We start from the raw sequence: 21351 nt of genomic DNA, 5'->3' as shown, positions 1-21351 counted from the left end.
TTGTGCGCAGCGTCACAACGTCCGGGAACCGCCGCGTGCTCAGGGGACGTCGAGCACGACCTTGCCCCGGACGTGGCCCTCGGCGACGCGGCGCAACGCGCTCGCGGCCTCCGCGAGCGGGTACCGGGCGGAGATCTCGGCCCGCAGGCGCCCGTCCTCCGCGAGCGCGAGCACCTCGTCCAGCGCGCCCTTCGCGTCGACCTTGTCCACGATCCCCGCGGCGCGCGATTCCTGCGACCCGACGATCGTCACCGCGCTCGGCGGGTCGTCGGGGGAGGCGGGCGCGAGGGCCTCGCCGAGCAGCGCGACCGTCGCGGCGACCGTCTCGGGCGTGCCCACGAGGTCGACGACGACGCTCACCTCGTCGAGGCCGTCCGGCAGCGCGCGCACGGCGTCCACGAGCCCAGGTCCGTAGGCGACGGGCGTGGCGCCGAGCCCGCGCAGGTAGTCGTGGTTCGCGGGCGACGCGGTGCCCACGACGCGCGCGCCGAGCGCGGTCGCGATCTGCACCGCCGCCGAGCCGACCCCGCCGGCCGCGCCGTGCAGCAGCACGACGTCGCCCTCGCCGACGTCGGCCTGGACGAGCGCGGAGAACGCCGTCGCCGCGGCCACGGGCAGCACGGCCGCCTGCTCCGGCGCGACGGACGCCGGCGTGCGCCGCACGTGGTCGGCACGCACGAGGGAGAGCTCGCGCTGCGCCCCCGTCCCGTGCCAGACGACCTCGTCGCCGGGGGCGAGGTCGGGGACGTCGGGTCCTACGGCGTCGACCACGCCCGCGGCCTCGAACCCCAGCACGCCGGGCACGCGGCCTCCGAACGCCCCGGCGAGCCTCTTGACGTCCGCCGGGTTGACCCCGACGACGCGGTTGGCGACGCGCACCTGGCCGGGGCCGGGCGCGGCCACCGTCTCGTCCTGGACCCGGAGGGACTCCGGGCCGCCGAAGGCCTCGAAGACCACGACCGTGCTCATGCAGACCCCCTGTGGTCTCGCCGTGGGACGTCGGTCGCGCGCCGCGGGGGCGAGACCGGGCGGCGGGCCCGGGGCGGCCGGGCGGGTTCCACTCTTCCATCCGGCGCCCGTCGCTGTCATGCTCCGGGCACGGGCAGGAGTCCCCACGCGGGGCGGTTTCACCCTGTCCACGACGTCGGGGGGAGCGGCATGACGGCAGGTCCGGACGACGCAGCAGGAGCCGGTGACGCGACAGGTCGCGGCGCCGCGGGGCGCGACGCGGCCGTGCGCGAGCGCCTGCTCGCGGTGCGCGCGGAGGCGACGGGACGGCTGCGCGCGCTGCGCGCCGAGGTCGAGGGGATCGTCGAGGCCTCGCGCGACTCCAACGCGGACGACGAGCACGACCCCGACGGCGCGACCATCGCGTTCGAGCGCGCCCAGGTCGACGCGCTCGCGCGCGACGCCGCGGCACGGGTCGAGGAGGTCGACGCCGCGCTCGCGCGTCTCGACGCCGGCACCTACGGCGTCTGCGCGTCGTGCGGGCGACCCATCGCGGAGGGCCGGCTCGAGGCGCGCCCGACGGCGCTGACGTGCGTCGCGTGCGCCGCCGTGCGGTGACGACGGCGCGCGGCGTCAGCGGTCGGAGAGGAAGTCGCCGCCGATCCCGGCCTTGGTCTCGAGCAGGTCGCCGGTGTCGCCCACGACGACCCAGTTGGGCCCTGCGAGTGCGGCCTGCTCCTCCTCCGAGGGCTCGACGGGCAGGAGGCGGAGGAACTCGGCCTCCTCCACCCCGCCGGCGAACACCGCGAGGAGCGTCGTGTCGTCGCACGTGCCGAGCTCGACGTCGGGCGTCCCCGAGTCCTCGGGCACGAAGGACAGGCAGGTCAGGCCCGCGGTCGTGGCGGCCTCGTGGAGCGCGTCGAGCGAGTCGTACTCGACGTCCTTCTCCCCGGGGCCGGGTCCGGAGCACGCGGCGACGGTGCCGACGGCGGCGAGGAGGGCGAGGGCCGGGCCGGTCACGGCGCGGCGACGGCGGGTTGCGGGTCCGGTGCGCATGACTCGATGGTCCGTCGCCGTCCCGGATCGTGCCACGCGAGCCGGGACGACGACGAGCGGGCGGGAGGTCAGTCGCGGAAGCGCTCGCCCCGCTCGACGACGCGGCCGGCGCCGCGGCCGCCGTCCGCCGCCGGGTCCCACGTGTAGACCTCGGTGCCCGTGACGAGCACGTGCTCGGCGCGGGCGTTGACGTCGAGGGGGTCGCCCGACCAGACGACGACGTCGCCGTCCAGGCCCGGCGCGAGCGCGCCGACGCGGTCGTCGAGGCCGAGGAACGCGGCCGGGTTGACCGTGAGCGCGCGCAGCGCGGTGTCGCGGTCGAGGCCCTCCTTCACCGCGAGCGACGCCTGGTGCACGAGGAAGTTGATCGGCACCACGGGGTGGTCGGTCGTGATCGCGACGCGCACGCCCGCGCGGGCGAGCGCCCCGAGGTTCGCGATGTCGCGGTTGCGCAGCTCGATCTTGGAGCGCGACGTGAACAGCGGGCCGAAGATCACCGGGACGTCGCGCTCGGCGAGCACGTCCGCGACGGCGGCGCCGTCCGTCCCGTGGTTGACGACCAGCTTGTAGCCGAACTCGTCCGCGAGGCGCAGCGCCGTGGCGATGTCGTCCGCGCGGTGCGTGTGCTGGTCCCAGTAGAGCTCGCCCGCGAGGACGCGCGCGAGGGTCTCCTTGGCGAGGTCGCGGTCGAACGGCTCGCCCTTGGCCTCGGCCGCGTCGCGCTTGGCGGCGTAGTTCTGCGCCTCGACGAACGCGGCGCGGATGACCTTCGCGACCCCGAGGCGCGTGGACGGCGTCTTCTTCTGGTCCCCGTAGACGCGCTTGGGGTTCTCGCCGAGCGCCGACTTCACGGAGACCGACTCGCGGATCACCTGCTCGTCGACGGTGCGGCCGCCCCACGTCTTGATCGCGACCGTCTGGCCGCCGATCGGGTTGCCGGAGCCCGGCTTGACGACGGCGCTCGTCACGCCGCCGACGAGCGCGTCGCGGAAGCCCTCGTCCTCGACGTTGATCGCGTCGATCGCGCGCAGCGCCGCGCCGTTCGGGTCGGTCATCTCGTTCGTGTCGTTGCCGGCCCAGCCCTCGGCCTCCTCCATGACGCCCATGTGGGCGTGCGCCTCGACGAACCCGGGCAGCACCCAGCGGCCGCGCGCGTCGAGGGTCGGGACGCCGTCGGGCACGACGACGTCCGCGCCGACGGCCGTGATGATCCCGTCCTCGACGAGGACGGTCCCGTTCTCGATCGGGTCGGAGGCCACGGGCACGACGTAGCCGTTCACGACGGCGACGCTGCGGCGGGCGGTGCGGGGGAGGGCGCGGGCGGGGTTCGGTGAGGTCGTCATAGGCCCATCATCGCCCCGGGCAAGCGTCGCCGTGCGCACCGCGTGAGGGGCGCGGCCCGCACTCGTGTACCCTGGAGGTCGCGCTCGCGTCGTGGGACCCCGTTCCGCGGCGCCTCTTCGGTCCTCAGCATCGGAGCACGGACCGCGCGCACCGGGCAGCAGACGCTGCCACCGACGATTCTCCGCCCCACGGTGTGGCGGAGCGAGAGCAGACAGCATCCTTTCTTCCACCCTTGTCCATCCCGGGCCGCGTGACGACCTCGGGACCGCCTCCGCGGTCACGACCGTCCCCGCACCCGACCTCGTGCTGCGCCGCGCCGACGACGACCTGTGGGTCGCGACGGCGGACGGCGAGTACGCAGGTCTGGTCACCCGGCGTCCCGACGGCTTCCAGGTCCACGACCGCTTCTCGCGCCCCGTGACCGTCGTCGCCGTCCTCGATCACGCGCGGCGCCACCTGGCCGCCCCGCCCGGCCGCCCGGCAGACCGCCGGGACGGCCCCCACACCCGTCGGCGCCCTGCGGGGCGCGGCATCCGGACCCGCGCTCGCGGGACCGTCGTTTCAACGAGAGAAGACAGCACCATGGCTACTGGCACCGTGAAGTGGTTCAACGCCGAGAAGGGCTTCGGCTTCATCGCCCCCTCGGACGGCACCGCCGACGTGTTCGCCCACTACAGCGAGATCCAGTCGAGCGGCTACCGCTCGCTCGAGGAGAACCAGAGCGTCTCGTTCGACGTCACGCAGGGCCCCAAGGGCCCGCAGGCCGCGAACATCCAGGCTCTGTGATCTCCCGCCCGCCCGGCGCGCAGTGCCGGCGCGGGTGACGGAACACCCCTGAAGGGCCGCGCCTCGGCGCGGCCCTTCGGCGTCCCCGGACCGCACGGCGCCCGCTCGTCCTGCGGGAACGGCGACCCCGGGCGCACTAGGCTCACGAGCGCACCACCGCACCGCGCGCGAAGGAGCCCGCATGCACGTCGTCGTCGGTCTGTTCCGGCTGTTCCTCGTCGTCCTCGCCCTCGTCGGGACGCGCGCCATCTGGCGCGACGGCGACATCGAGGGCCTCGTCTACTTCACCAACCAGACCGGGTTCCTCATCGCGATCGTGTTCGCGTGGGCCGGCGTCGCGTCGCTCCTGCGCCGGCGGCAGCCGCCCGGGTGGCTCAAGGGCGCCGTCACCCTGTTCGCGGCGATCACCGGGCTCGTCGCCAACCTCGTGCTCGCGCCCGAGGACCCCGACGCCCCGGCCGTCTTCCTCGGCCTCACGGACGGCCAGATCGAGCACGAGCTCCTGCCCGTCGCCGTCTTCGTCGACTTCCTGCTGCTCGACGCGCACCGCCGCCTCCGCGGACTCGACGCCGCGCGCTGGCTGCTGTACCCGCTCGCGTACTTCGCGTTCACCACGATCCGCGGGTTCGTCAGCCCCGGCAGCGCGTACCCGTACGGGTTCGTCGACCTCGACGCGCTCGGGTGGACGGGGCTGCTCGTCAACGTCGTGCTCTACGGGGCGGGCTTCTTCGTCCTCGGGCTGCTGATCGTCGGGATCGACCGGCTCCTGCCGACCGGCCCCCTGATCGGCCGGTACCCGGAGCGCTCGCCCGCCGCCCGGTCCGAGACGCCCGAGGCGGCGGGCGCGGGGGGCGCCGACGCGTCGCGCTAGGGTGGCCGACGTGCTCTCCCCGGTCGTCGGTCCGCTGCGCGTCGCGCGCGCCGCGCTCGCGGCGACCCTCGTCCTCGCGCTGAGCGCGCTCGCGCACCGCGTCGCCGGCGGCGCCCTCCCGGACCCGCTCGTCCTCGCCGCGCTCGCGGCGTTCACGCTCGCGGGCACGACGGCGGCCGCGCGCGTGCGCTTCACGCCCGCCCGGCTCGTCGCGCTCCTCGGCGGCGCCCAGCTCGCGCTGCACGAGGCGCTCGCCGTCCTCGCGCCCGGGTCGTCGTGCACGCCGTCGGCGGCCACGTCGGGTCACGGCGGGCACGTCGCTGCGGTCGGCGAGGTCGTGTGCGCGGCTCCTGCCGCGGTGCCGGCCCTGAGCGCAGGGTCCGCCGTCGCGCACCCGGAGCACCTCGCGACATCGGGCACCGCGGGCGCGTGGATGGTGGCCGCGCACGCGGTCGCGACCGTCGTCCTGGCCCTCGTGCTCGCGCACGGGGAGCGGGCGCTCGAGCGGTTCCTCGCCTGGGTGACGCCGCGCACCGCGCCCGCCCCCGTGCCGGTCCTCGCGCCGACGGGGCCGCGCCGCGCGGTCCCCGAGGACGCGCCGCGCCCGCCCGCCGCGTGGCAGCCCCGCACCGCCCCGACGCGTGGGCCGCCGTCGCCCGCCGGCCCGTCGGGAGCACCGCTGCTGCGCCCCCTCGCCGCGTCCTGACGCGGCACCCGACGAGGCCGACCCGGCGACGGCCGGGACGCGGGGCACCACCCGCGCGGCACCGCCGCGCCTCGGACGGAAGAATTTCATGACGCTCTCCCTGCGCCGACCCACCTCGGCCCTGCCCGCTCTGCTCGCCCTCGTCGCCGCGCTGGCCCTCGGACTGGCCGCCGTGCTCACGACGCTCACCGCCGGCCCGGCGTCCGCCCACGACCGGCTCCTCACGTCCGACCCCGCCGACGGCGCGCAGCTCGACACGCCCCCGGCAGCGATCACCCTGACGTTCAACACCGAGCCGCTCCCCGTCGAGCCGCAGGTCGTGGTCACGGACTCCGCGGGGACGGTCGTCACCCAGGGCGCACCGGCGATCGACGGCACGACGGCGACGCTCGCGCTCGACCCGGCCGTCGCGCTCGGCGGCGACACGTACTCGGTCGCGTGGCGCGTCGTCTCGTCCGACGGCCACCCGATCGAGGGCACGTTCGCGTTCACCGTCGCGGCCCCGCCGGAGGCGCCCGCGACCGAGGAGCCCGCGACCGACGACGCGACGCCCGAGGAGACCGCGACTGCCGAGCCCTCCACGGACGCGAGCGACGCCGACGCCTCCGCCGGGTCCGACACGCCCACCGAGGACGCGGCGGCCGAGGGCGACGGCTCGTCGTCGCTCGTCCCCGTGCTCGCGGGGCTCGGGGCGCTCGTCGTCGCGGCGGCCGTGGTCGTCGTGCTCGTCCTGCGCCGTCGGGGCGCCGGGACCGACGACGCGGCGCACGACCCCGAGGACTGACGGTGCCGGCGCACGCCGCCCGTCCCCGCACGGGGAGGGCGGCGCCGGACCCTGTCGCGACGCAGCGGGCTCCCGCTAGGGTGCGTCCGTGACGTCGCCCGGAGCGGGGGTGCTCCGCGGCGTGCGGGTGCTGCTGCTCGCCGCCGCGGTCGTCGGGCTGTCCGTCGTCGCGCACGGTATGGCCGGAGGGGCGGACCCCGGAGCGGTCCCGCTGGGCGTGCTCGCCGTCCTCACCGCCGTCGCGGTGCGACCCCTCACGCGGCGCCAGGTCGGGCTGCCGCGGCTGCTGGGACTGCTCGGTGCGGGCCAGTTCGTGCTGCACGTCGTGTTCGAGCGCTGCGCCGCGCTGTCCCCGTCCGGTGCGGCCCCGCACGCGCACGCCGCGTCGCCCCTGACGATGCTCGGCGCGCACGCGGTGGCCACGCTCGCCGTCGCGGTCGTCCTGCGCTACGGCGACGCCGTCCTGTGGCGCCTGTGGACCTGGCTCACCGGGTGCCGGGTCCCCGGCAGCCCGCGGAGCGTCGTCGTCCGCACGGCCGCACCGGTCCTCGGCGTGCTGCCTGCGGTGCGCGACCTGCTCGTGCGCGGCGCCGCGCCCGGGCGAGGTCCCCCGCTCGCGGCCTGACCCCTCGGACGCCCTCCCGGACACCTCCGCGGCGTCCCGCTCCGGCGCGCGCCCGCGCGTCCGTGCCTCCTCGCCGCCGGCCGGCTCCGCCGACACCGCGGCGCGGCACGCCGTCGTGCCCGCGGCCGGAGCCCCGACCTCCTTCTCCCCGAAAGGCACCACCATGCGAAAGACCCTGCGCGCCGTCGGCGCCGCCTCCCTGACCGCCGGACTCGTCGTCGTCGGCGCGGGCGCCGCGAGCGCCCACGTGACCGTCACCCCGGACACGACCGAGGCGGGCGCCTACGCCCTGCTCACCTTCGGCGTCCCGCACGGGTGCGGCGACTCGCCGACCACCACGGTCTCGATCCAGGTCCCCGAGCAGGTCGTCACCGTGACCCCGACGGTCAACCCGGGCTGGGACGTCGAGAAGGTCATGGAGGACCTCGCCGAGCCCGTGGACGACGGGCACGGCGGCCAGTACACCGAGCGCGTCGCCGAGGTCGTCTACACGGCGAGGACCCCGCTGCCCGACGGCTACCGCGACGCCCTCGTGCTCTCGCTCAAGCTGCCCGACGCGGCGGGCGAGACCCTCGTGTTCCCGACCGTCCAGGAGTGCGCCGAGGGCGAGAGCGCCTGGGTGCAGGTCCCGGCGGACGGCGAGGACGGGCACGACCTCGAGCTCCCCGCGCCGCTGTTCACGCTGACGGCCGCCGAGGGCGACGGGCCCGACGACGCGGCCGAGCCCGTCGCGGACGGATCTGGCTCGGACGGGTCGGAGGACGCCGCCGCGGGTGCGTCGGGTGACGCCGTGTCCGCGGGCGCGGCCGCCGGCCCGGCCCCGGCGCTCACGTGGACGGCGCTCGTGCTCGCGGCGGCCGGCCTCGTGCTCGGCGCGCTCGGGTTCGTGCGCTCGCGCCCGCGGGCCTGACCCGTGGGCCGCCCCTCGGTGCTGCGCCGGGTGGTGGCCGTCGTCGTCGGTGCCGCGGCCGCGGTCCTGCTCGCGATCCTCGCGAGCGGCCCGGCCGCGGCCCACGCCGTCCTCGTGGGCACCGACCCGCAGGACGGCACCGTCCTCGACGCGCCCCCCGACGCGCTGACCATCACCTTCAACGAGCCGGTCCAGGTCGTCCCCGGCGGCACGACCGTGCTCGCGGCCGACGGCTCGCCCGTCGACGTGGACGTCGCCGCGGTGGACGACGCGCTCGTCGTCACCCCGGCCGCGACGCTCGACGACGGCACCTACGTCGTGAGCTGGCGCGTGGTGTCCCTCGACACCCACCCCGTGGCGGGCGCCTTCACGTTCTCGGTCGGCGCGCCGAGCGCGACGTCCGTCGAGGCACGTGTGGCCGAGCCGACGGCGGCGCTCGTCGCCGTGCGCGCGCTCGACCAGGCGGCGGTCTACGCCGGGACGTTCCTCGTCGCGGGGCTCGCCGCGTTCGAGCTCCTCGTGCTGCACGCCTCCCCGGGCGCCGCCCCCGTGCTGCGGCACCGGCTGCAGCGCGTGCGAGGCGGGGCGTCCGCGGTCGCGGCGATGGGGCTCGTCCTCGCGGTCCCGCTCACCCCGGCGTGGCAGGCAGGCGCCGGACTGGGCGCGCTCGCCGACCCGGCGACGTGGGCGGCGGGGCTCGCGACCGACTCGACGCTCGCCGGCGCGCTCGGCCTCACCGGCCTCCTCGCCGCGACGCTGCTCGCCCCGCGTGCGGCGCGCGAGACCCGGGCTGCGTGGCCCGCCGGCGTCGTGCTCGGCGCGTCCGCGCTCGCGCTCGCCTCGCTCGTGCTCGTCGGGCACACGCGCACGTACGGTCCGCCGTGGCTCGTCGTCACGGCGGACGCGCTCCACGTCGTGGCCGGGGCGGTGTGGCTCGGGGGCGTGCTCGGTCTCGCGCTCGTCCTCGCGCCGTCCGCGCACGTCGACCCCCGGCGCGCGGCGATCACCGTCGCCCGGTTCTCGGCGCTCGGCGCGTGGGTCGTCCTCGCGCTCGCGGTCACCGGGACCGTCCTCGGGTGGCGCATCCTCGGCGCCCTCGACGCGCTCGTCTCGACGACGTACGGCCGGTCCCTGCTCGTCAAGGTCGGTCTCGCGGTGTGCCTCGTCGTCCTGGCCGCCTGGAACCGCTACCGGCTCGTGCCGGCGGTCCGGGAACGCGGACCGGCGGGCGGGCCGACCGGCGCGACCGCGCGCCGTCGTCTCGGCCGGACGGTCACTGCCGAGGCCGTGCTGCTCGCGGTCGTGCTCGCCGTCACCGGTCTCCTCGTCTCGCGCAGCCCCGTCGTCGTGACGGACGCGGACACCGGAGAGCCTGCGGCACCGGCCGTCGAGGTGGTCGATGAGCTCGGTGACGGGACGCTCCGTGCGCGGGTCACCCCCGGGCAGGTCGGCGTCAACGCGCTCGAGATCGAGCTGCTCGACGCCGACGGGCAGCCCCTCGAGCCCGTCGCCGTGCCCGAGCTGACGACGACCCTCGCCGACCCGGCGCTCGGTCCGTTCGCCCGACCGCTCACGCGGACCGGGACGGGCACCTACGAGGCGACGCTCGACCTGCCGATGGCCGGCGACTGGACCCTCCACGTGAGCGTCCGGACGTCCAAGTACGAGAACCCGATCGCCGAGATCCCCGTGGAGGTGTCCTCATGACCGGTCCCCGGCGGGCCCGCAGGGCCCGGTTCGGCACGCGCGCCACCCTCGTGGGCGTCGCCGTCGGCGCGCTCGCCGCGCTGACGGCCGTCCCCGCGGCGGCGCACGTCCTCATCGAGACGGTGGACCCCCACGGCGACGGGACGTCGACGCTCACGTTCACGTTCGACCACGGGTGCGACGGCGAGCCGACCGACGCCCTGCGGCTCACGCTGCCCGAGGGCGTCGAGGCGCTCGCGGCCGGCCAGCCCGACGGCTGGGACTCCGACGTGTCCGACGACGCGGTGGTGTGGACGGGCGAGCCTGTGCCCGACGGCGAGCGGGCCGCCTTCACGCTCGACGTCCGGGTCACGGGTGCCGTGGGGCAGGCGTTCGTCTTCCCCGCCGTCCAGGAGTGCCCGTCGGGTGCGTCCTACGCGTGGACGGACACCGACCCGTCCGGCGCGCGTCCCGCACCCACGTTCGTCGCGACGGCGGCGTCCCTCGCTCCCGCGGTCCCCTCGGGCCCGGCGGTCGACGGGTCGCCGACGCGGACGGGCCCGCTCCTCGCAGCGGTCGCGCTGGGTGTGGTCGCCGTCGGGGGTGCCGGCGGGTGGGCGGCGCAGCGGCACGCACGGCGGACGTAGCGGCCGACGCGGGCGAGCGCGACGGCGCGGGCCATCGTAGTGTGATCCACATCACGCTATGTGAGCGTCCCGAACAGGCGCGCGGCGCCTCTTGCTCTGGTGGGGGACGTCGCCGCGACGGGTCACGCGGCGACACCTGGACCGGTGGCGGTCCGCGACGAGAGCTTCGCTGGGGGGAGCTCTCGCGGCGGATCGCCACCGGTTCCTCCGTCTCCGGGCAGGTGCGCCGGCAGCGCGCCCTCAGCAGTCGAGCGCCGGGTACGCGGCCGTGACCAGGTGCCGCTCCCCGTCGACGGCGACCTCGACCCCCGCGACCCCGCCGTCCGTGCGCGCCGCGCGCGCCGGGAAGGACTGGTACGCCGACCGGCCGGGCGTGAGACCCGTGACCGCGCGAGACCCGAGGTCGGTCGTGAGCGTCACGTCGAGCGGGGACGTGCCGTGGTTGTCCGCCCGGACGGCGACGTGCGCGCGGCCCGCGAGGCACCGGCTCTGCGCGTCCACCGCGACGAACGGCGCGGCCGCGCGCTCGGAGAGCGTCACCCAGCGGTGGACGCGCGTCGTCGCGCCGTCGCCCGCCGTGACGCGGACCTCGAGCACGGTCGCGCCGCGGTGCACGGGCACGAGGACCGAGCCGTCGGGGCCCGGGGCGAGCTCGCGCCCGTCGAGACGCGCGGACACGGTCGCGCCCGGGGACGACGGCACGAGGCGCGCCGTGTACCGGTCGACGTCGTCCGCGACGGGCGTGACGTGGAAGGCGCCGGAGCCGACGCCCGGCAGCCCCACGGAGAACGCGGCCTCCGCGAGCCCCGCGTCGCGGTCCCCGCGCCGCTCGACGACGGCCGTCCAGGTGCGCACGGCGCCCGACGGCGCGGTCACGCGGACCTCGACCGTCGTCCCGCCCTCGGCGAGCGGGACCACGGCCCCGCCACCCGGCAGCGGCTCGCCCCCCAGGACCGCGACCTCGGCGTCCGGGTGGGTCGCCGCGGCGTGGACCGCGACCGCCGTCGCGGACGGGCCGACCGCCCACGTCCCCTCCGCGACGGGGACGGCGTTGCCCAGCGCCAGCGTGCTCAGCGAGGCGTCGTCGTCGGCCACGGGAGCGCCCACGGCCGCGACCGGGGCGGACGCGACGGGCGCCCCGAGCGACCCGCTCGCGTCGCGCGGCACGACGACCGCGCGCACCGCGCGGCCCGTCACCGCGGCCGGGACGTCGACGCGCGCCCCGGTCGCGAACGGCTCCCACGCGTCGCCGGCCGCGACGTACCAGCGGACGACGGAGCCGTCCTGCGCGTCGCCGTCGGCGTCGGCGTACGACCACGTGGCCTCGACGGCGCCGGGCGTCGCCGTCGCGACCGCTCCCGACGCGACGGGAGGCGTCGCGTCGCGTACGGAACGCGACGACGGCCTCGGCACCGCTCTTACCGTCAGGGCGAGCGAGCGCGCGGCGTCGTCGCGCACGACCGTGTTGCCGCGGACGTCGAGCCCCGCGACGGACTTCGCCTGGAGGAGCGTCACGTCGCCCACGACGAACGTGTTGTCCTCGACGACGACGCCCGCGTGCGCGGTCACGGCCGAGTCGCCGCCCCGGACGTCGGGTCGAACCAGATCACCGGCGACTGCGCGCGCGTGAACGTGTTCCCCCGGATCGTCAGGTCGCGCACGACGCTCGACTCGTACCAGGACCGGGCGTCCGCCGAGACGTAGATGCTCGCCATGCCCATCTGGTCGAACGTGTTGTCCTCGACGAGGACCGGCTTGCGCGTCGTGACGAGGATGCCGCGCGTCGGCACGGACTCGAAGTGGTTGCCGCGGATCTCCACCGCGGGCGTGTACGTGACGTTCTCCGCCACGACCGCGCCCGGCGCGATCCCGGCCGGGAGGTCGCGGTCGAGCGTGACGGTCATGCGCGTGAGGTCGTGCGACGTGTCCGTGCCGGTCGGGCCGTCCACGGTGACGACCGTCGCGGTGCCGCCCTGGACGTCGGTCATCGTCGCCTTGTCGACGAGCGCGAGCTCGTCACCCGCGTAGAACTGGGGGAAGCCCGCGGTCTCGCCGTGGCGGTAGGCGAACGTCGCGGTGCGCGGGCCATCGACGGACACGAGCTCGACGTACGTCCCGTGGACGTTGATCGGGTCGTCGTGCGCGAACCCGAAGTCGCTGTCCGTGATCGTCACGGTGCCGCGCCCGCCCGAGACCTGCACGAGGTCGGCCGACGCGGCGCTCGTGCGCCACGAGTCGGCCGCGGCGCGGAACCGCACGCGGTCGATCGTGAGGTCCTCGGTGAGCTGCGCGACGACGCCGAACCCGTGCAGGTGGCCGAACGTCGCGTCGCGCACGGTCGTGCGCTCGCTCTCCCAGACGAACCCGGCGGGCGTGTCCCGGTGCGTGCGGCGCATCTGGAACACGCGCCCGACCGGGGCGGACGCGGCCGACGCCGCGTAGACGAACCGCAGCCGCCCGTCGCCGAGGTCGGTGATCGCGGACACCCCGGCGAACGGGTTCGTCGACGCGCCGTCCCACGAGCCGCGCGAGCTGCGCCCGGTCGCGAGGTCCACGACCTGCTGGTACCCGAACGCACCCTGGTCCGTCCAGTACGGCACGCCCGTGTACGGGCTGGTCTCGCCCGACCAGCGGACCGTCGTCCCGTCGACGGCGTAGACGTAGCCGTCGGGCACGCGGAGGTCGCGATACGTCTGACCATTGGTCGTCCCGGCTGCGACCACGGTGAGGTCGAGCGTGCGCGGCGCCACCCACTCCGCCGTGAAGTCCTCGAACACGACGTCGCGCGAGCGGATCGACGCGAAGATCGTCTGCTCGCCGTGCATCACGAGGCGCGACCCCTCGCCGTCGACGACGACGTCGTCCATGTCCTCGACGAGGATCGCGATCCGCTTGTCCTTGTAGCGCTGGTCGGCGCCGACGGTGTTCGACACGTAGAGCTCGCGCACCGGGGCGCGGTCCGGGTAGAGCTGGTACGTGCCCGTCGGGAAGACGACGCGCGTCGGGCCGCCCAGGTCCTTCGCGTGGTCGAGCGCCGCGGCGACCGCGGGCGTCGAGTCCAGCGCGCCCGACGGGTCGGCGCCGAAGTCGGTGACGTCGACGACGGCGCGTGCGCCGTCCCCGGCGGCGGGGGTCGCGGCGGGGACGACGGCGGGGCTCGCGACGGCGGGGCTCGCGGCGGCCGGGCCCGTGACGAGGACGAGCGCCAGCAGGGACGCGAGCAGGGCGGAGGCCGCGCCGCGCGCGCGGCCGACCCCCCGGGACGTGGACGGGCGCATCAGACTCTCCTCGCCGAGATCTGGGTGCGCCTGTGCCGGCAGGCGACGGTGATTCGTCGGATGATACGCCATCCTTCGACGGTGTCCCACGCCCGTCCGGAGCGGCGGGAACAACCGAGACCTGAGAACTGTTCTCGACAGCGGGTCTCGACGAGCGTCCCGACGGGAAGGACGGCACCGACCGGTGCCGCTCCCGCCGCCCGCCCCACCCGGGACACCTCACCACCACCAGGGGGCCGCCGCCGTCCGCGGCGCAGGTCCTCGTCCGAGGGGAGAAGCACCGATGGCCACCCGCACCGAACTCCGTCCCGTGATCACGCTCCGGTCCACCGCCGGGACCGGGTTCACGTACACGACCCGCAAGAACCGCCGCAACGACCCCGACCGGATCGTCCTGCGCAAGTTCGACCCCGTCGTGCGCCGCCACGTCGACTTCCGCGAGGCGCGCTGACCCCGCGCCCGGCACCCGTCCGCGAGCCCGCGACGGGCCCCCGGAGCCACGACCCCGACCCGGTGACCGCGGCCGCCCCGCGCGGCGCGTCCCGGCGCAGCAAGGAGACCACCATGAAGAAGACCATCCACCCCGTCTACGGGCCCGTCGTCTACCGCGACAAGTCCGCCGACCTCGCCTTCCTGACCCGCTCGACCCTCGCGGGCGACCACCCGCAGGGCCCGGGCGTCCCGCGCGAGACGATCGCCTGGGCCGACGGCAACACGTACCCCGTCGTCGACGTCGAGATCTCGAGCGCGAGCCACCCGTTCTACACGGGCAACCAGCGCGTCGTGGACACCGCCGGTCGCGTGGAGAAGTTCCGCCAGCGCTACGGCGTCCGCGGTGCGCAGGGCGGGGGTGCGCGATGAAGGTCCGTGCGTCCGTGCGCTCGCTGAAGTCCCGACCCGGCGCGAAGGTCGTGCGCCGGCACGGCAGGGTGCTCGTCGTCAACAAGCTCGACCCGCGCGGGAAGTCGCGTCAGGGCTGAGCCGCCGCGCAGCGGCAGGTGAAGAGGGAGGGTCCGTCCGCGGGCCCTCCCTCTGTCGCGTCCGGGGCCCGGACGCCGCCTCGGCCGGGGAGGGCGGCGGGCCGCTAAATGAGAATGAGTCGCATTACTGTTACTGTGCCCCCAGGCGGACCGTCCGCCCCTCCCTGCCTGGAAAGGAGTGGTCGGCGCGCGCCCAGGCCCGCGCCGACCGACACGCCCATGACGCTCACCGCACGACACCGCACGCGGTCCCTCGCCGCCGTCGGACTCGTCCTCCCGCTCGCGCTCCTGGCCGCCTGCTCGACCGGCGGCACCGACGCGCAGCCCGGTTCCGGCGACGCGGCCGCCGCCGAGGAGCCCGCGGCCGCGCCCCGCGAGGAGGCGACGGCCGTCCCGCGCCTCGCCGTCACCTACGACGGCGGCGTCCAGGTGCTCGACGCGACGACGCTCGAGGTCGTCGGCGACCTCGCGCTCGACGGCTTCGCCCGCCTCAACCCCGCGGGCGACGGGCGGCACCTGCTCGTCTCGACGACGGGCGGCTTCCGGGTGCTCGACGCCGGCACGTGGGCCGAGCCCCACGGCGACCACGCGCACCACTACACCGCCGACCCGGCCCTCACGGACGTGACCTACGCGGCCGAGAAGCCGGGGCACGTCGTGGTCCACGACGGCCGCACCGCGCTGTTCGACGACGGCACCGGGGACGTGACCGTGCTCGACTCCGCCGCGGTGGCCGACCCGCACGGCCTCGACGACGCGCGCACGCTCACCACCCCGAGCCCGCACCACGGCGTCGCCGTCGAGCTCGGCGACGGCTCGCTCGTCGTCTCCGAGGGCACCGAGGATGCGCGCACGGGCGTGCGCCTCCTCGACGCCGCGGGCGAGGAGGTCGCGTCGAGCGACGAGTGCCCCGGCGTGCACGGCGAGGCCGTCGCCGCGGACGAGGCCGTCGTGGTCGGCTGCGAGGACGGCGTGCTCGTCGTCGCGGACGGCACGATCACCAAGGTCGCGAGCCCGGACGCCTACGGGCGCATCGGCAACCAGGCGGGCAGCGAGGCGTCGCCGGTCGTCCTGGGCGACTACAAGTCGGACCCGGACGCGGACCTGGAGCGGCCGACGCGGGTCTCGCTCGTCGACACGCGCGACGCGAGCCTGCGCCTCGTCGACCTGCCCGCGAGCTACACGTTCCGCTCGCTCGGCCGCGGCGACGCGGGCGAGGCGCTCGTGCTCGGCACCGACGGGTCGCTGCACGTCGTCGACCCGGGGACGGGCACGCTCGTGCGGTCGATCCCGGTGCTCGACGCGTGGGAGGAGCCCGCGGAGTGGCAGGCCCCGCGCCCCGCGCTGCTCGTCCAGGACGGCCTCGCGTACGTCACCGACCCCGCCGGCCGGGCGGTCCACGCGGTCGACTACGTCGCGGGCGAGGTGTGGAGGAGCGCGGTGCTCGACGTCGTCCCGAACGAGCTCCAGGGCGTCACCGGCCGGGCGGCCGACCCGGGCGCGCACGACGGCCACGACCACGGCGAGCACGCGCCCGACGAGCACGACGGCGACGCGCACGCGGGTCACGACCACGACCCCGCGGAGGGCTGAGCGCAGACACGCGGGCGCCGAGAGCCGCGAGAAGTCGCGTGAAACTCCGCGTGTTCCCTAGTGTTGTCCCCGGTGCACGGCCTCGCGGCTGGCACACTGAGACCGTGACGACGGGTGGTGACCACCGCGCGTCGTGAACCGAAGAAGGGATTCGCATGTCGCTCAACAAGTCCGAGCTCGTCTCGGCCATCGCCAGCAAGGCCGACCTGTCGAAGGCGGACGCCGAGAAGGCCCTCAACGCCTTCCAGGAGGTGCTCATCGAGTCGCTCGGCAAGGGCGAGGCCGTCAAGGTCACGGGCCTCCTGTCCGTCGAGCGCGTCGAGCGTGCCGCCCGCACGGGCCGCAACCCCCGTACGGGCGAGGAGATCTCGATCCCGGCCGGTTACGGCGTGAAGATCAGCGCCGGCAGCCTGCTCAAGAAGGCCGTCGCCAAGTGACGTCCCGCTGACCGCCCGTCGTCGGCGCGGTCAGCGGCACGAAGGCCCGGGACCCCTGAGGGTCCCGGGCCTTCGTCGTGCTCGGGGTCGTGCTGCGGTCGTGCTCAGGCGTGGACGACGTGCGCGAGCACGCCGTGGCTCGTCAGGCGCGTGCCGATCGCCTGGTCGACCTCGGCGAACGCCTTGTTCGAGCGGGCGATGCCGATCGCGCCGGCCATCGCGCCGTGGCCCGTGGGGCGGTCGATGCGCGCGACGAGCTGGTCGCCGTGGACCATGAAGTCCACCGTGAAGACGAGGTGCTGGGCCTTGCCGGCGAACGCGCCGAGCCAGAACGTCTTCGTCCTCGAGCCGCGCTCCGCGGCCCACTGGCCCGTGGGGCGGACGGTGACGGCGAAGCCCTGCTCCTGGAGCGCGGCGTGCAGGTGCTGCTTGGCGACCTCCGGGTCACCCGAGAGGAAGTAGTCGACCGTGGCCATGGTGGCTCCTCGTGCGTCGTGGCGGCGGCGAGGCGGACGCCCGGCCCTGCGGGATGCTACCGGCCGCGACGGCGCGTGCCGCCCGGTCCCGCGCCCTCGCCGTGGCAGCATCCTCCGCGTGAGCGAGAGCACCGACGTCGCCCCCGAGCACCGGACCTCCCGCCGGGACGCCCCCGCGCACGGCCACGGCCCGGCGGCGCCGGCGACGCGGCGCGTGCGCCTCGTCCTCGCGGCGCTCCTCGTGCCCGCGCTCCTCGCGACGCTCGCCGGTCTGGCCGCGCTGTGGCCCGCCGCGTCCGACGTCCCGGACCGCGTGCCCGTCGCCGCCGAGGGCAGCACGATCCTGCGCGCGACGGTCGTCGGGCCCGTCGACGAGGCGGCGAGCCTCGTGCCGGCGCGCCTCGACGCGGGCTCGCGGGCGGCGGGCGAGGACGTGGGCGGCGAGGAGATCACCGTCAACGCCCCGCCGGAGTACGTCGCCTACGGGTTCGACGAGGGCGACCGGCTCCGCGTCCTGTACATCGCCGAGGCTGCGGGCGCGGGCGGCAGCCCGTACGTGTTCCTCGACTTCGAGCGCGGCCTGCCCATCGGCCTCCTCGCGGCCGCGTACGCCGTCGTCGTGCTCGCCGTCGCCCGCTGGCGCGGGCTCGCGGCGCTCGCGGGCCTCGCGGGTGCGTTCGTCGTCATCACGGCGTTCACGCTCCCCGCGCTCCTCACCGGGCAGAACGCGCTGGGCGTCGCGCTCGTGACGTCGTCGCTCGTCATGTTCGTCGTGCTGTACGTCGCCCACGGTTTCACCGCACGCACGTCGACCGCGCTGCTCGGCACGCTCGTGGGGCTCGCGATCACCGCCCTGCTGGGGTGGTGGGGGTCTGGCGCGGCGAACATCACGGGCCTCACGTCGGAGGAGTCGCTGTGGGTCCCGCAGTACGCGCCGTCGCTCGACATCCAGGGCGTCGTGCTGTGCGGGATCGTGCTCGCCGGCATGGGCGTGCTCAACGACGTGACGATCACCCAGGCGTCCGCGGTGTGGGAGCTGCGCGCCGTCGCGCCGCTCGCGACCCGGCGCGAGCTGTTCGCGCGCGCGATGCGCATCGGGCGCGACCACATCGCCTCGACCGTCTACACCATCGCGTTCGCGTACGTCGGCGCGGCCCTGCCGCTGCTCATGGCGGTCTACCTGTCCGACCAGGGCCTCGCGACGAGCCTCACCTCGGGCGAGATCGCGGAGGAGGTCGTGCGCACGCTCGTCGGGTCGATCGGCCTCGTGCTCGCCATCCCCGTCACCACCGGCATCGCGGCGCTCACCGTGCCCGGGGCGGGAGCGGCGGGGTCGGTCGCCGTGGGTAGGGTCGAGGTCGCCGCGCGCTGACCAGCGCGGGCGACGGCACGACGAGAGGACGACGACGGTGACTCCGAGCGACGTGGCGGTGCTGGGACCCGGGGGCGTGGGCGGCCTGGTCGGCGCGCTCCTCGTGCGGTCCGGTGCCGCGGTGACCTTCCTCGCGAGCGACGCGACGGCCGCCGCGCTCGCCGAGCACGGCGTCCACGTGCGCAGTCGGCAGGTCGGCGACCTCCACGTCCCGGCCCGCGCGGCCACGCGCCTCGACGCCCCCGTCGACGTCGTCCTCGTCGCGGTCAAGCAGACGACGCTCGACGAGGCGCTGGACCGGGTGCCGCCCGAGACGCTCGGCGACGGCGTCGTCGTCCCGTTCCTCAACGGGCTCGACCACCTGGGCACGCTGCGCGCGCGCTACGGGACGCAGCGCGTCCTGCCCGCGACGATCCGGGTCGAGTCCACGCGCGTCGCGCCCGGGGAGATCGAGCACACGAGCACGTTCGTCGACGTCGACCTCGCCCCGGGCGGCGTCGCGCCGGAGCGCGTCGAGGCGGTGCGCGCCCTCCTGGAGGACGCCGGCGTGCGCACCACCGTCCACGCGGACGAGACCGCGCTCCTGTGGTCCAAGCTCGCCTTCCTCGCCCCGTTCGCGCTCCTCACGACGGCGCACCGGGCCACGATCGGGGAGGTGCGCACGACCCACCGCGCCGAGCTCGAGGCGCTCGTGCGCGAGGTCGCGGCCGTCGCGACGGCGAGCGGGGCGCCGTCGGACCCGGAGCGGACGCTCGCCTTCTACGACCGCTTCGGGCCCGAGGCGAAGTCGTCGATGCTGCGCGACGCCGAGGCGGGTCGGCCGCTGGAGACCGACGCGATCGGCGGAGCCGTCGTCCGCGCCGCCGATCGCGCTGGGGTCGACGCCCCGCTGACGCGCGCGCTCGTCGAGCGCCTCGGCGGCTGACGGCACCGGACCGGCACGGTCAGGCTTCCGGGGCGGGAACGGCGTGCTCGGCCGCCCGGCTCACGCCCTCCCACGCCGCCCACGTCGCCCGGCGCTGCGCCGTGACGTCGTGCGCGAGGTCGTAGACCATGCTGCCGAGCAGGAGGCGCAGGGGCGGGTCGTCGCTGTCGACGAGCGTGAGCACGGCCTGGGCGGCGAGGCGCGGGTCGCTGTCGACCGAGCCGTCCGCCCACTGCTTCTCGAGCTCCGCGCGCAGGGGCGCGTACGCGTCGAGCGGGGTCGTGCTCGCCATGCTCGTGTAGAGGTCGGTCCAGTACCCGCCGGGCTGGACGACGGTCACCCTGACGCCGAAGGGCGCGGCCTCCGTCGCGAGGGCCTCGCTCATGCCCTCGAGCGCGAACTTGCTCGCGCTGTACAGGCCGGTGCCGGGGAAGCCGGCGAGCGCGGCGACGCTCGACATCTGGAGCAGGTGGCCCGAGCCCTGGCGCCGCAGGTGCGGCAGGACCGCCTGGCTGACCCACAGCGCGCCGAAGACGTTGACCTCGAGCTGGGCCCGCGCCTCGGCCTCGGTGAACTCCTCGACCATGCCCATGGACAGGGTGCCGGCGTTGTTCACGACGACGTCGGGCCGCCCGACCCGCTCGACGGCCGTGTCGATGGCGGCCACGACGGCGTCGCGGTCGGTGACGTCGAGGGGGAGCGCGAGCACGCGGTCGCGGTGCTCCGGGGCGAACGCCTCGACGGACGCGGTGCGCGACGCGGCGACCACGACGTCGCCGCGGTCGAGCGCCGCGACCGCGATCGCGTGGCCGATGCCGCGGCTCGCGCCGGTGACGAACCAGGTGCGGGGGGTTCCGGGGGTGTGTCGCACGGTGAGACCTCTCGTTGATGAGACGAGACGGTTCGTCTCGTTGTGATGACCGTAGGGCAAGCCGCGGCCCAGCGTCAAGACGGAACGGTCCGTCTCGTCGCGGTAGGGTGGCGCCCATGGCTCCTACCCCCGACCCCTCGCGGCGCAGTGCGGCCTCGCGGCGCGCCGTCCTCGACGCCGCGCTCGAGCTCGTCCAGGAGGTCCCCTACGCGCGGCTCAGCATCGAGGGCATCGCCGCCCGCGCGCGCGTCGGCAAGCAGACCATCTACCGGTGGTGGCCCTCGAAGGCCGCGATCCTCCTCGACGCGTTCCTCGCCCTGAGCGAGGGGGACGACGGCCAGGCCCCCGTGCTGCCGGACACCGGCGACCTCGTCGCGGACCTCCGCCTCGTCCTGCGCGCGACCGTCGCGGAGCTCACCGACCCGCGGCTCGACGCCCCGATGCGGGCGCTCGCCGCGGAGGCCGTGCACGACGCGACGGTGGCCGAGCTGTACCGCGACCGCCTCGACGGACCCCTCCGGGACGCCAAGCGGCAGCGGCTGCGGAGCGCGCAGGAGGCCGGACAGCTCGCGGCGGACGTCGACCTCGACGTCGCGGTCGACCTCGTCTGGGGGCCCGTGCTCAGCCGGTGGCTCCACCGCAGCGGACCGCTGACCGAGGAGTTCGCGGACCAGGTCCTCGACGCGGCGCTCGACGGCCTGCGCGCGCGCCCCGGCCGCTGACCGCCGCCCGCGACCTTCACCGGACCGCCACGCGACCCCCGGGGGACGCGTCCCCAGCCGGCTCACAGGTTCGCCAGGATGTGCGGCATGAGAGAGCCGTGGGTCGACGTCGCGCTGGCGCGGCTGCCCGAGACGCGTTCCTGCCCCGCGTGCGCCGCACCGCTGCGGTCCTCGCGCTGCGACCGGTGCCTGCTCGACCTCACCGGGCCCCTCGCGTTCGAGGTCGCCGCCGCGTCGAACGACGCCGCCGACGCGCTCGCCCGCCGCCAGGTCGCGCTCGACGCCCTGCGCGCGAGCCAGCCGGCCGCCGCCGCGTGGGCCGCGCGCGCCGCGG

At 76.1% G+C, this 21351-nt stretch carries 25 protein-coding genes; 18 read left to right on the top strand and 7 right to left on the bottom strand.

Annotation, left to right across the window (positions count from 1 at the left end):
• Positions 1-39: 39 nt before the first annotated feature.
• Positions 40-969 (bottom strand): quinone oxidoreductase family protein, encoded by a 930-nt coding sequence (locus GJV82_RS07315; protein ID WP_155098782.1) that lies wholly within the window; start codon positions 967-969, stop codon positions 40-42.
• A 189-nt stretch (positions 970-1158) separates the two neighbouring features.
• Here GJV82_RS07315 and GJV82_RS07310 point away from each other — a divergent pair, with 189 nt between their 5' ends.
• Positions 1159-1566, top strand: a complete 408-nt coding sequence (locus GJV82_RS07310) for a TraR/DksA family transcriptional regulator (RefSeq protein WP_081772243.1) — start codon at positions 1159-1161, stop codon at positions 1564-1566.
• Positions 1567-1581: 15 nt separating this feature from the next.
• Here the strand turns inward: GJV82_RS07310 and GJV82_RS07305 are convergent, their stop codons facing one another.
• Positions 1582-2004 (bottom strand): hypothetical protein, encoded by a 423-nt coding sequence (locus GJV82_RS07305; RefSeq protein ID WP_143314287.1) that lies wholly within the window; start codon positions 2002-2004, stop codon positions 1582-1584.
• Between the two features lie 68 nt (positions 2005-2072).
• The gene (locus GJV82_RS07300; RefSeq protein ID WP_155098781.1) at positions 2073-3347 is read right to left on the bottom strand and encodes an amidohydrolase; all 1275 of its coding nucleotides are present in this window, start codon (positions 3345-3347) and stop codon (positions 2073-2075) included.
• A 583-nt stretch (positions 3348-3930) separates the two neighbouring features.
• Between GJV82_RS07300 and GJV82_RS07295 the strand changes: the two genes are divergently transcribed.
• From GJV82_RS07295 to GJV82_RS07260, 8 genes are all read left to right on the top strand, one after another.
• Positions 3931-4134, top strand: a complete 204-nt coding sequence (locus GJV82_RS07295; RefSeq protein WP_024839945.1) for a cold-shock protein — start codon at positions 3931-3933, stop codon at positions 4132-4134.
• A 181-nt stretch (positions 4135-4315) separates the two neighbouring features.
• On the top strand, positions 4316-5005 hold the full coding sequence (locus GJV82_RS07290; protein WP_196217201.1) for a Pr6Pr family membrane protein: 690 nt from the start codon (positions 4316-4318) through the stop codon (positions 5003-5005).
• A gap of 10 nt (positions 5006-5015) precedes the next feature.
• Positions 5016-5711, top strand: coding sequence for a hypothetical protein (locus tag GJV82_RS07285; RefSeq protein ID WP_155098780.1), 696 nt, complete (start codon positions 5016-5018; stop codon positions 5709-5711).
• An 88-nt stretch (positions 5712-5799) separates the two neighbouring features.
• Positions 5800-6495: a copper resistance CopC family protein gene (locus GJV82_RS07280; RefSeq protein WP_155098779.1), complete on the top strand. Its 696-nt coding sequence runs from the start codon at positions 5800-5802 to the stop codon at positions 6493-6495.
• A gap of 88 nt (positions 6496-6583) precedes the next feature.
• Complete coding sequence (locus tag GJV82_RS07275) at positions 6584-7120, top strand: hypothetical protein (protein ID WP_155098778.1); 537 nt, start codon at positions 6584-6586, stop codon at positions 7118-7120.
• 163 nt (positions 7121-7283) lie between these two features.
• Positions 7284-8030, top strand: a complete 747-nt coding sequence (locus GJV82_RS07270) for a YcnI family copper-binding membrane protein (protein WP_115941672.1) — start codon at positions 7284-7286, stop codon at positions 8028-8030.
• A 3-nt stretch (positions 8031-8033) separates the two neighbouring features.
• Positions 8034-9737: a copper resistance CopC/CopD family protein gene (locus tag GJV82_RS07265; protein WP_155098777.1), complete on the top strand. Its 1704-nt coding sequence runs from the start codon at positions 8034-8036 to the stop codon at positions 9735-9737.
• Positions 9734-10363, top strand: coding sequence for a DUF1775 domain-containing protein (locus tag GJV82_RS07260; RefSeq protein ID WP_155098776.1), 630 nt, complete (start codon positions 9734-9736; stop codon positions 10361-10363). The genes GJV82_RS07265 and GJV82_RS07260 overlap by 4 nt, the downstream gene beginning before the upstream one ends.
• Positions 10364-10603: 240 nt before the next feature.
• Here the strand turns inward: GJV82_RS07260 and GJV82_RS07255 are convergent, their stop codons facing one another.
• Together GJV82_RS07255 and GJV82_RS07250 are read right to left on the bottom strand one after the other, a co-directional pair.
• The gene (locus tag GJV82_RS07255; RefSeq protein ID WP_155098775.1) at positions 10604-11932 is read right to left on the bottom strand and encodes a hypothetical protein; all 1329 of its coding nucleotides are present in this window, start codon (positions 11930-11932) and stop codon (positions 10604-10606) included.
• Entirely contained in the window at positions 11929-13641 is a 1713-nt protein-coding gene (locus tag GJV82_RS07250) for a glycosyl hydrolase family 28-related protein (protein WP_196217200.1), read from the bottom strand. The genes GJV82_RS07255 and GJV82_RS07250 overlap by 4 nt, the downstream gene beginning before the upstream one ends.
• Positions 13642-13924: 283 nt before the next feature.
• Here GJV82_RS07250 and rpmG point away from each other — a divergent pair, with 283 nt between their 5' ends.
• The 5 genes from rpmG (at position 13925) to GJV82_RS07225 (ending at position 16651) form a co-directional block, all read left to right on the top strand.
• Positions 13925-14092: a 50S ribosomal protein L33 gene (gene rpmG, locus GJV82_RS07245; RefSeq protein WP_024839937.1), complete on the top strand. Its 168-nt coding sequence runs from the start codon at positions 13925-13927 to the stop codon at positions 14090-14092.
• 113 nt (positions 14093-14205) lie between these two features.
• Positions 14206-14502, top strand: a complete 297-nt coding sequence (locus tag GJV82_RS07240; protein ID WP_155098773.1) for a type B 50S ribosomal protein L31 — start codon at positions 14206-14208, stop codon at positions 14500-14502.
• Complete coding sequence (rpmJ, locus tag GJV82_RS07235; RefSeq protein WP_024839935.1) at positions 14499-14621, top strand: 50S ribosomal protein L36; 123 nt, start codon at positions 14499-14501, stop codon at positions 14619-14621. Before GJV82_RS07240 ends, rpmJ begins: the two co-directional genes overlap by 4 nt.
• Positions 14622-14840: 219 nt before the next feature.
• Positions 14841-16214 (top strand): zinc metallochaperone AztD, encoded by a 1374-nt coding sequence (gene aztD, locus GJV82_RS07230; protein ID WP_115941676.1) that lies wholly within the window; start codon positions 14841-14843, stop codon positions 16212-16214.
• Between the two features lie 155 nt (positions 16215-16369).
• Positions 16370-16651 carry an HU family DNA-binding protein gene (locus GJV82_RS07225; RefSeq protein ID WP_021482680.1) on the top strand — a complete coding sequence of 94 codons (282 nt, stop codon included), beginning with the start codon at positions 16370-16372 and terminating at the stop codon, positions 16649-16651.
• A 104-nt stretch (positions 16652-16755) separates the two neighbouring features.
• Here the strand turns inward: GJV82_RS07225 and GJV82_RS07220 are convergent, their stop codons facing one another.
• Complete coding sequence (locus tag GJV82_RS07220) at positions 16756-17127, bottom strand: hypothetical protein (RefSeq protein WP_155098772.1); 372 nt, start codon at positions 17125-17127, stop codon at positions 16756-16758.
• 118 nt (positions 17128-17245) lie between these two features.
• On the opposite strand from GJV82_RS07220, the gene GJV82_RS07215 reads away from it, so the two are divergent.
• Positions 17246-18499, top strand: a complete 1254-nt coding sequence (locus tag GJV82_RS07215; protein ID WP_312028565.1) for a YibE/F family protein — start codon at positions 17246-17248, stop codon at positions 18497-18499.
• Positions 18500-18536: 37 nt separating this feature from the next.
• Positions 18537-19424, top strand: a complete 888-nt coding sequence (locus GJV82_RS07210) for a ketopantoate reductase family protein (protein ID WP_034603699.1) — start codon at positions 18537-18539, stop codon at positions 19422-19424.
• Positions 19425-19443: 19 nt separating this feature from the next.
• On the opposite strand, the gene GJV82_RS07205 is transcribed toward GJV82_RS07210, so the two are convergent.
• Positions 19444-20295 (bottom strand): SDR family NAD(P)-dependent oxidoreductase, encoded by an 852-nt coding sequence (locus GJV82_RS07205; protein WP_318657393.1) that lies wholly within the window; start codon positions 20293-20295, stop codon positions 19444-19446.
• A gap of 116 nt (positions 20296-20411) precedes the next feature.
• Here GJV82_RS07205 and GJV82_RS07200 point away from each other — a divergent pair, with 116 nt between their 5' ends.
• Both GJV82_RS07200 and GJV82_RS07195 read left to right on the top strand, forming a co-directional pair.
• The gene (locus GJV82_RS07200; RefSeq protein ID WP_024839929.1) at positions 20412-21017 is read left to right on the top strand and encodes a TetR/AcrR family transcriptional regulator; all 606 of its coding nucleotides are present in this window, start codon (positions 20412-20414) and stop codon (positions 21015-21017) included.
• A gap of 87 nt (positions 21018-21104) precedes the next feature.
• Positions 21105-21351: hypothetical protein (locus GJV82_RS07195; protein ID WP_155098769.1), on the top strand; the 247-nt coding region annotated here is incomplete at its 3' end.

This window comes from Cellulosimicrobium composti (assembly GCF_009711085.1).
Lineage (GTDB): Bacteria > Actinomycetota > Actinomycetes > Actinomycetales > Cellulomonadaceae > Cellulosimicrobium > Cellulosimicrobium composti.
This window is presented reverse-complemented; position numbering and strand designations above follow the sequence as displayed.

Bases quoted from the DNA above. Each gene is read 5' to 3' on its own strand.
- GJV82_RS07315 (WP_155098782.1), bottom strand. From the start codon at position 969: ATGAGCACGGTCGTGGTCTTCGAGGCCTTCGGCGGCCCGGAGTCCCTC.
- GJV82_RS07310 (WP_081772243.1), top strand. From the start codon at position 1,159: ATGACGGCAGGTCCGGACGACGCAGCAGGAGCCGGTGACGCGACAGGT.
- GJV82_RS07305 (WP_143314287.1), bottom strand. From the start codon at position 2,004: ATGCGCACCGGACCCGCAACCCGCCGTCGCCGCGCCGTGACCGGCCCG.
- GJV82_RS07300 (WP_155098781.1), bottom strand. From the start codon at position 3,347: ATGACGACCTCACCGAACCCCGCCCGCGCCCTCCCCCGCACCGCCCGC.
- GJV82_RS07295 (WP_024839945.1), top strand. From the start codon at position 3,931: ATGGCTACTGGCACCGTGAAGTGGTTCAACGCCGAGAAGGGCTTCGGC.
- GJV82_RS07290 (WP_196217201.1), top strand. From the start codon at position 4,316: ATGCACGTCGTCGTCGGTCTGTTCCGGCTGTTCCTCGTCGTCCTCGCC.
- GJV82_RS07280 (WP_155098779.1), top strand. From the start codon at position 5,800: ATGACGCTCTCCCTGCGCCGACCCACCTCGGCCCTGCCCGCTCTGCTC.
- GJV82_RS07270 (WP_115941672.1), top strand. From the start codon at position 7,284: ATGCGAAAGACCCTGCGCGCCGTCGGCGCCGCCTCCCTGACCGCCGGA.
- GJV82_RS07260 (WP_155098776.1), top strand. From the start codon at position 9,734: ATGACCGGTCCCCGGCGGGCCCGCAGGGCCCGGTTCGGCACGCGCGCC.
- GJV82_RS07250 (WP_196217200.1), bottom strand. From the start codon at position 13,641: ATGCGCCCGTCCACGTCCCGGGGGGTCGGCCGCGCGCGCGGCGCGGCC.
- rpmG (WP_024839937.1), top strand. From the start codon at position 13,925: ATGGCCACCCGCACCGAACTCCGTCCCGTGATCACGCTCCGGTCCACC.
- GJV82_RS07240 (WP_155098773.1), top strand. From the start codon at position 14,206: ATGAAGAAGACCATCCACCCCGTCTACGGGCCCGTCGTCTACCGCGAC.
- rpmJ (WP_024839935.1), top strand. From the start codon at position 14,499: ATGAAGGTCCGTGCGTCCGTGCGCTCGCTGAAGTCCCGACCCGGCGCG.
- aztD (WP_115941676.1), top strand. From the start codon at position 14,841: ATGACGCTCACCGCACGACACCGCACGCGGTCCCTCGCCGCCGTCGGA.
- GJV82_RS07225 (WP_021482680.1), top strand. From the start codon at position 16,370: ATGTCGCTCAACAAGTCCGAGCTCGTCTCGGCCATCGCCAGCAAGGCC.
- GJV82_RS07220 (WP_155098772.1), bottom strand. From the start codon at position 17,127: ATGGCCACGGTCGACTACTTCCTCTCGGGTGACCCGGAGGTCGCCAAG.
- GJV82_RS07200 (WP_024839929.1), top strand. From the start codon at position 20,412: ATGGCTCCTACCCCCGACCCCTCGCGGCGCAGTGCGGCCTCGCGGCGC.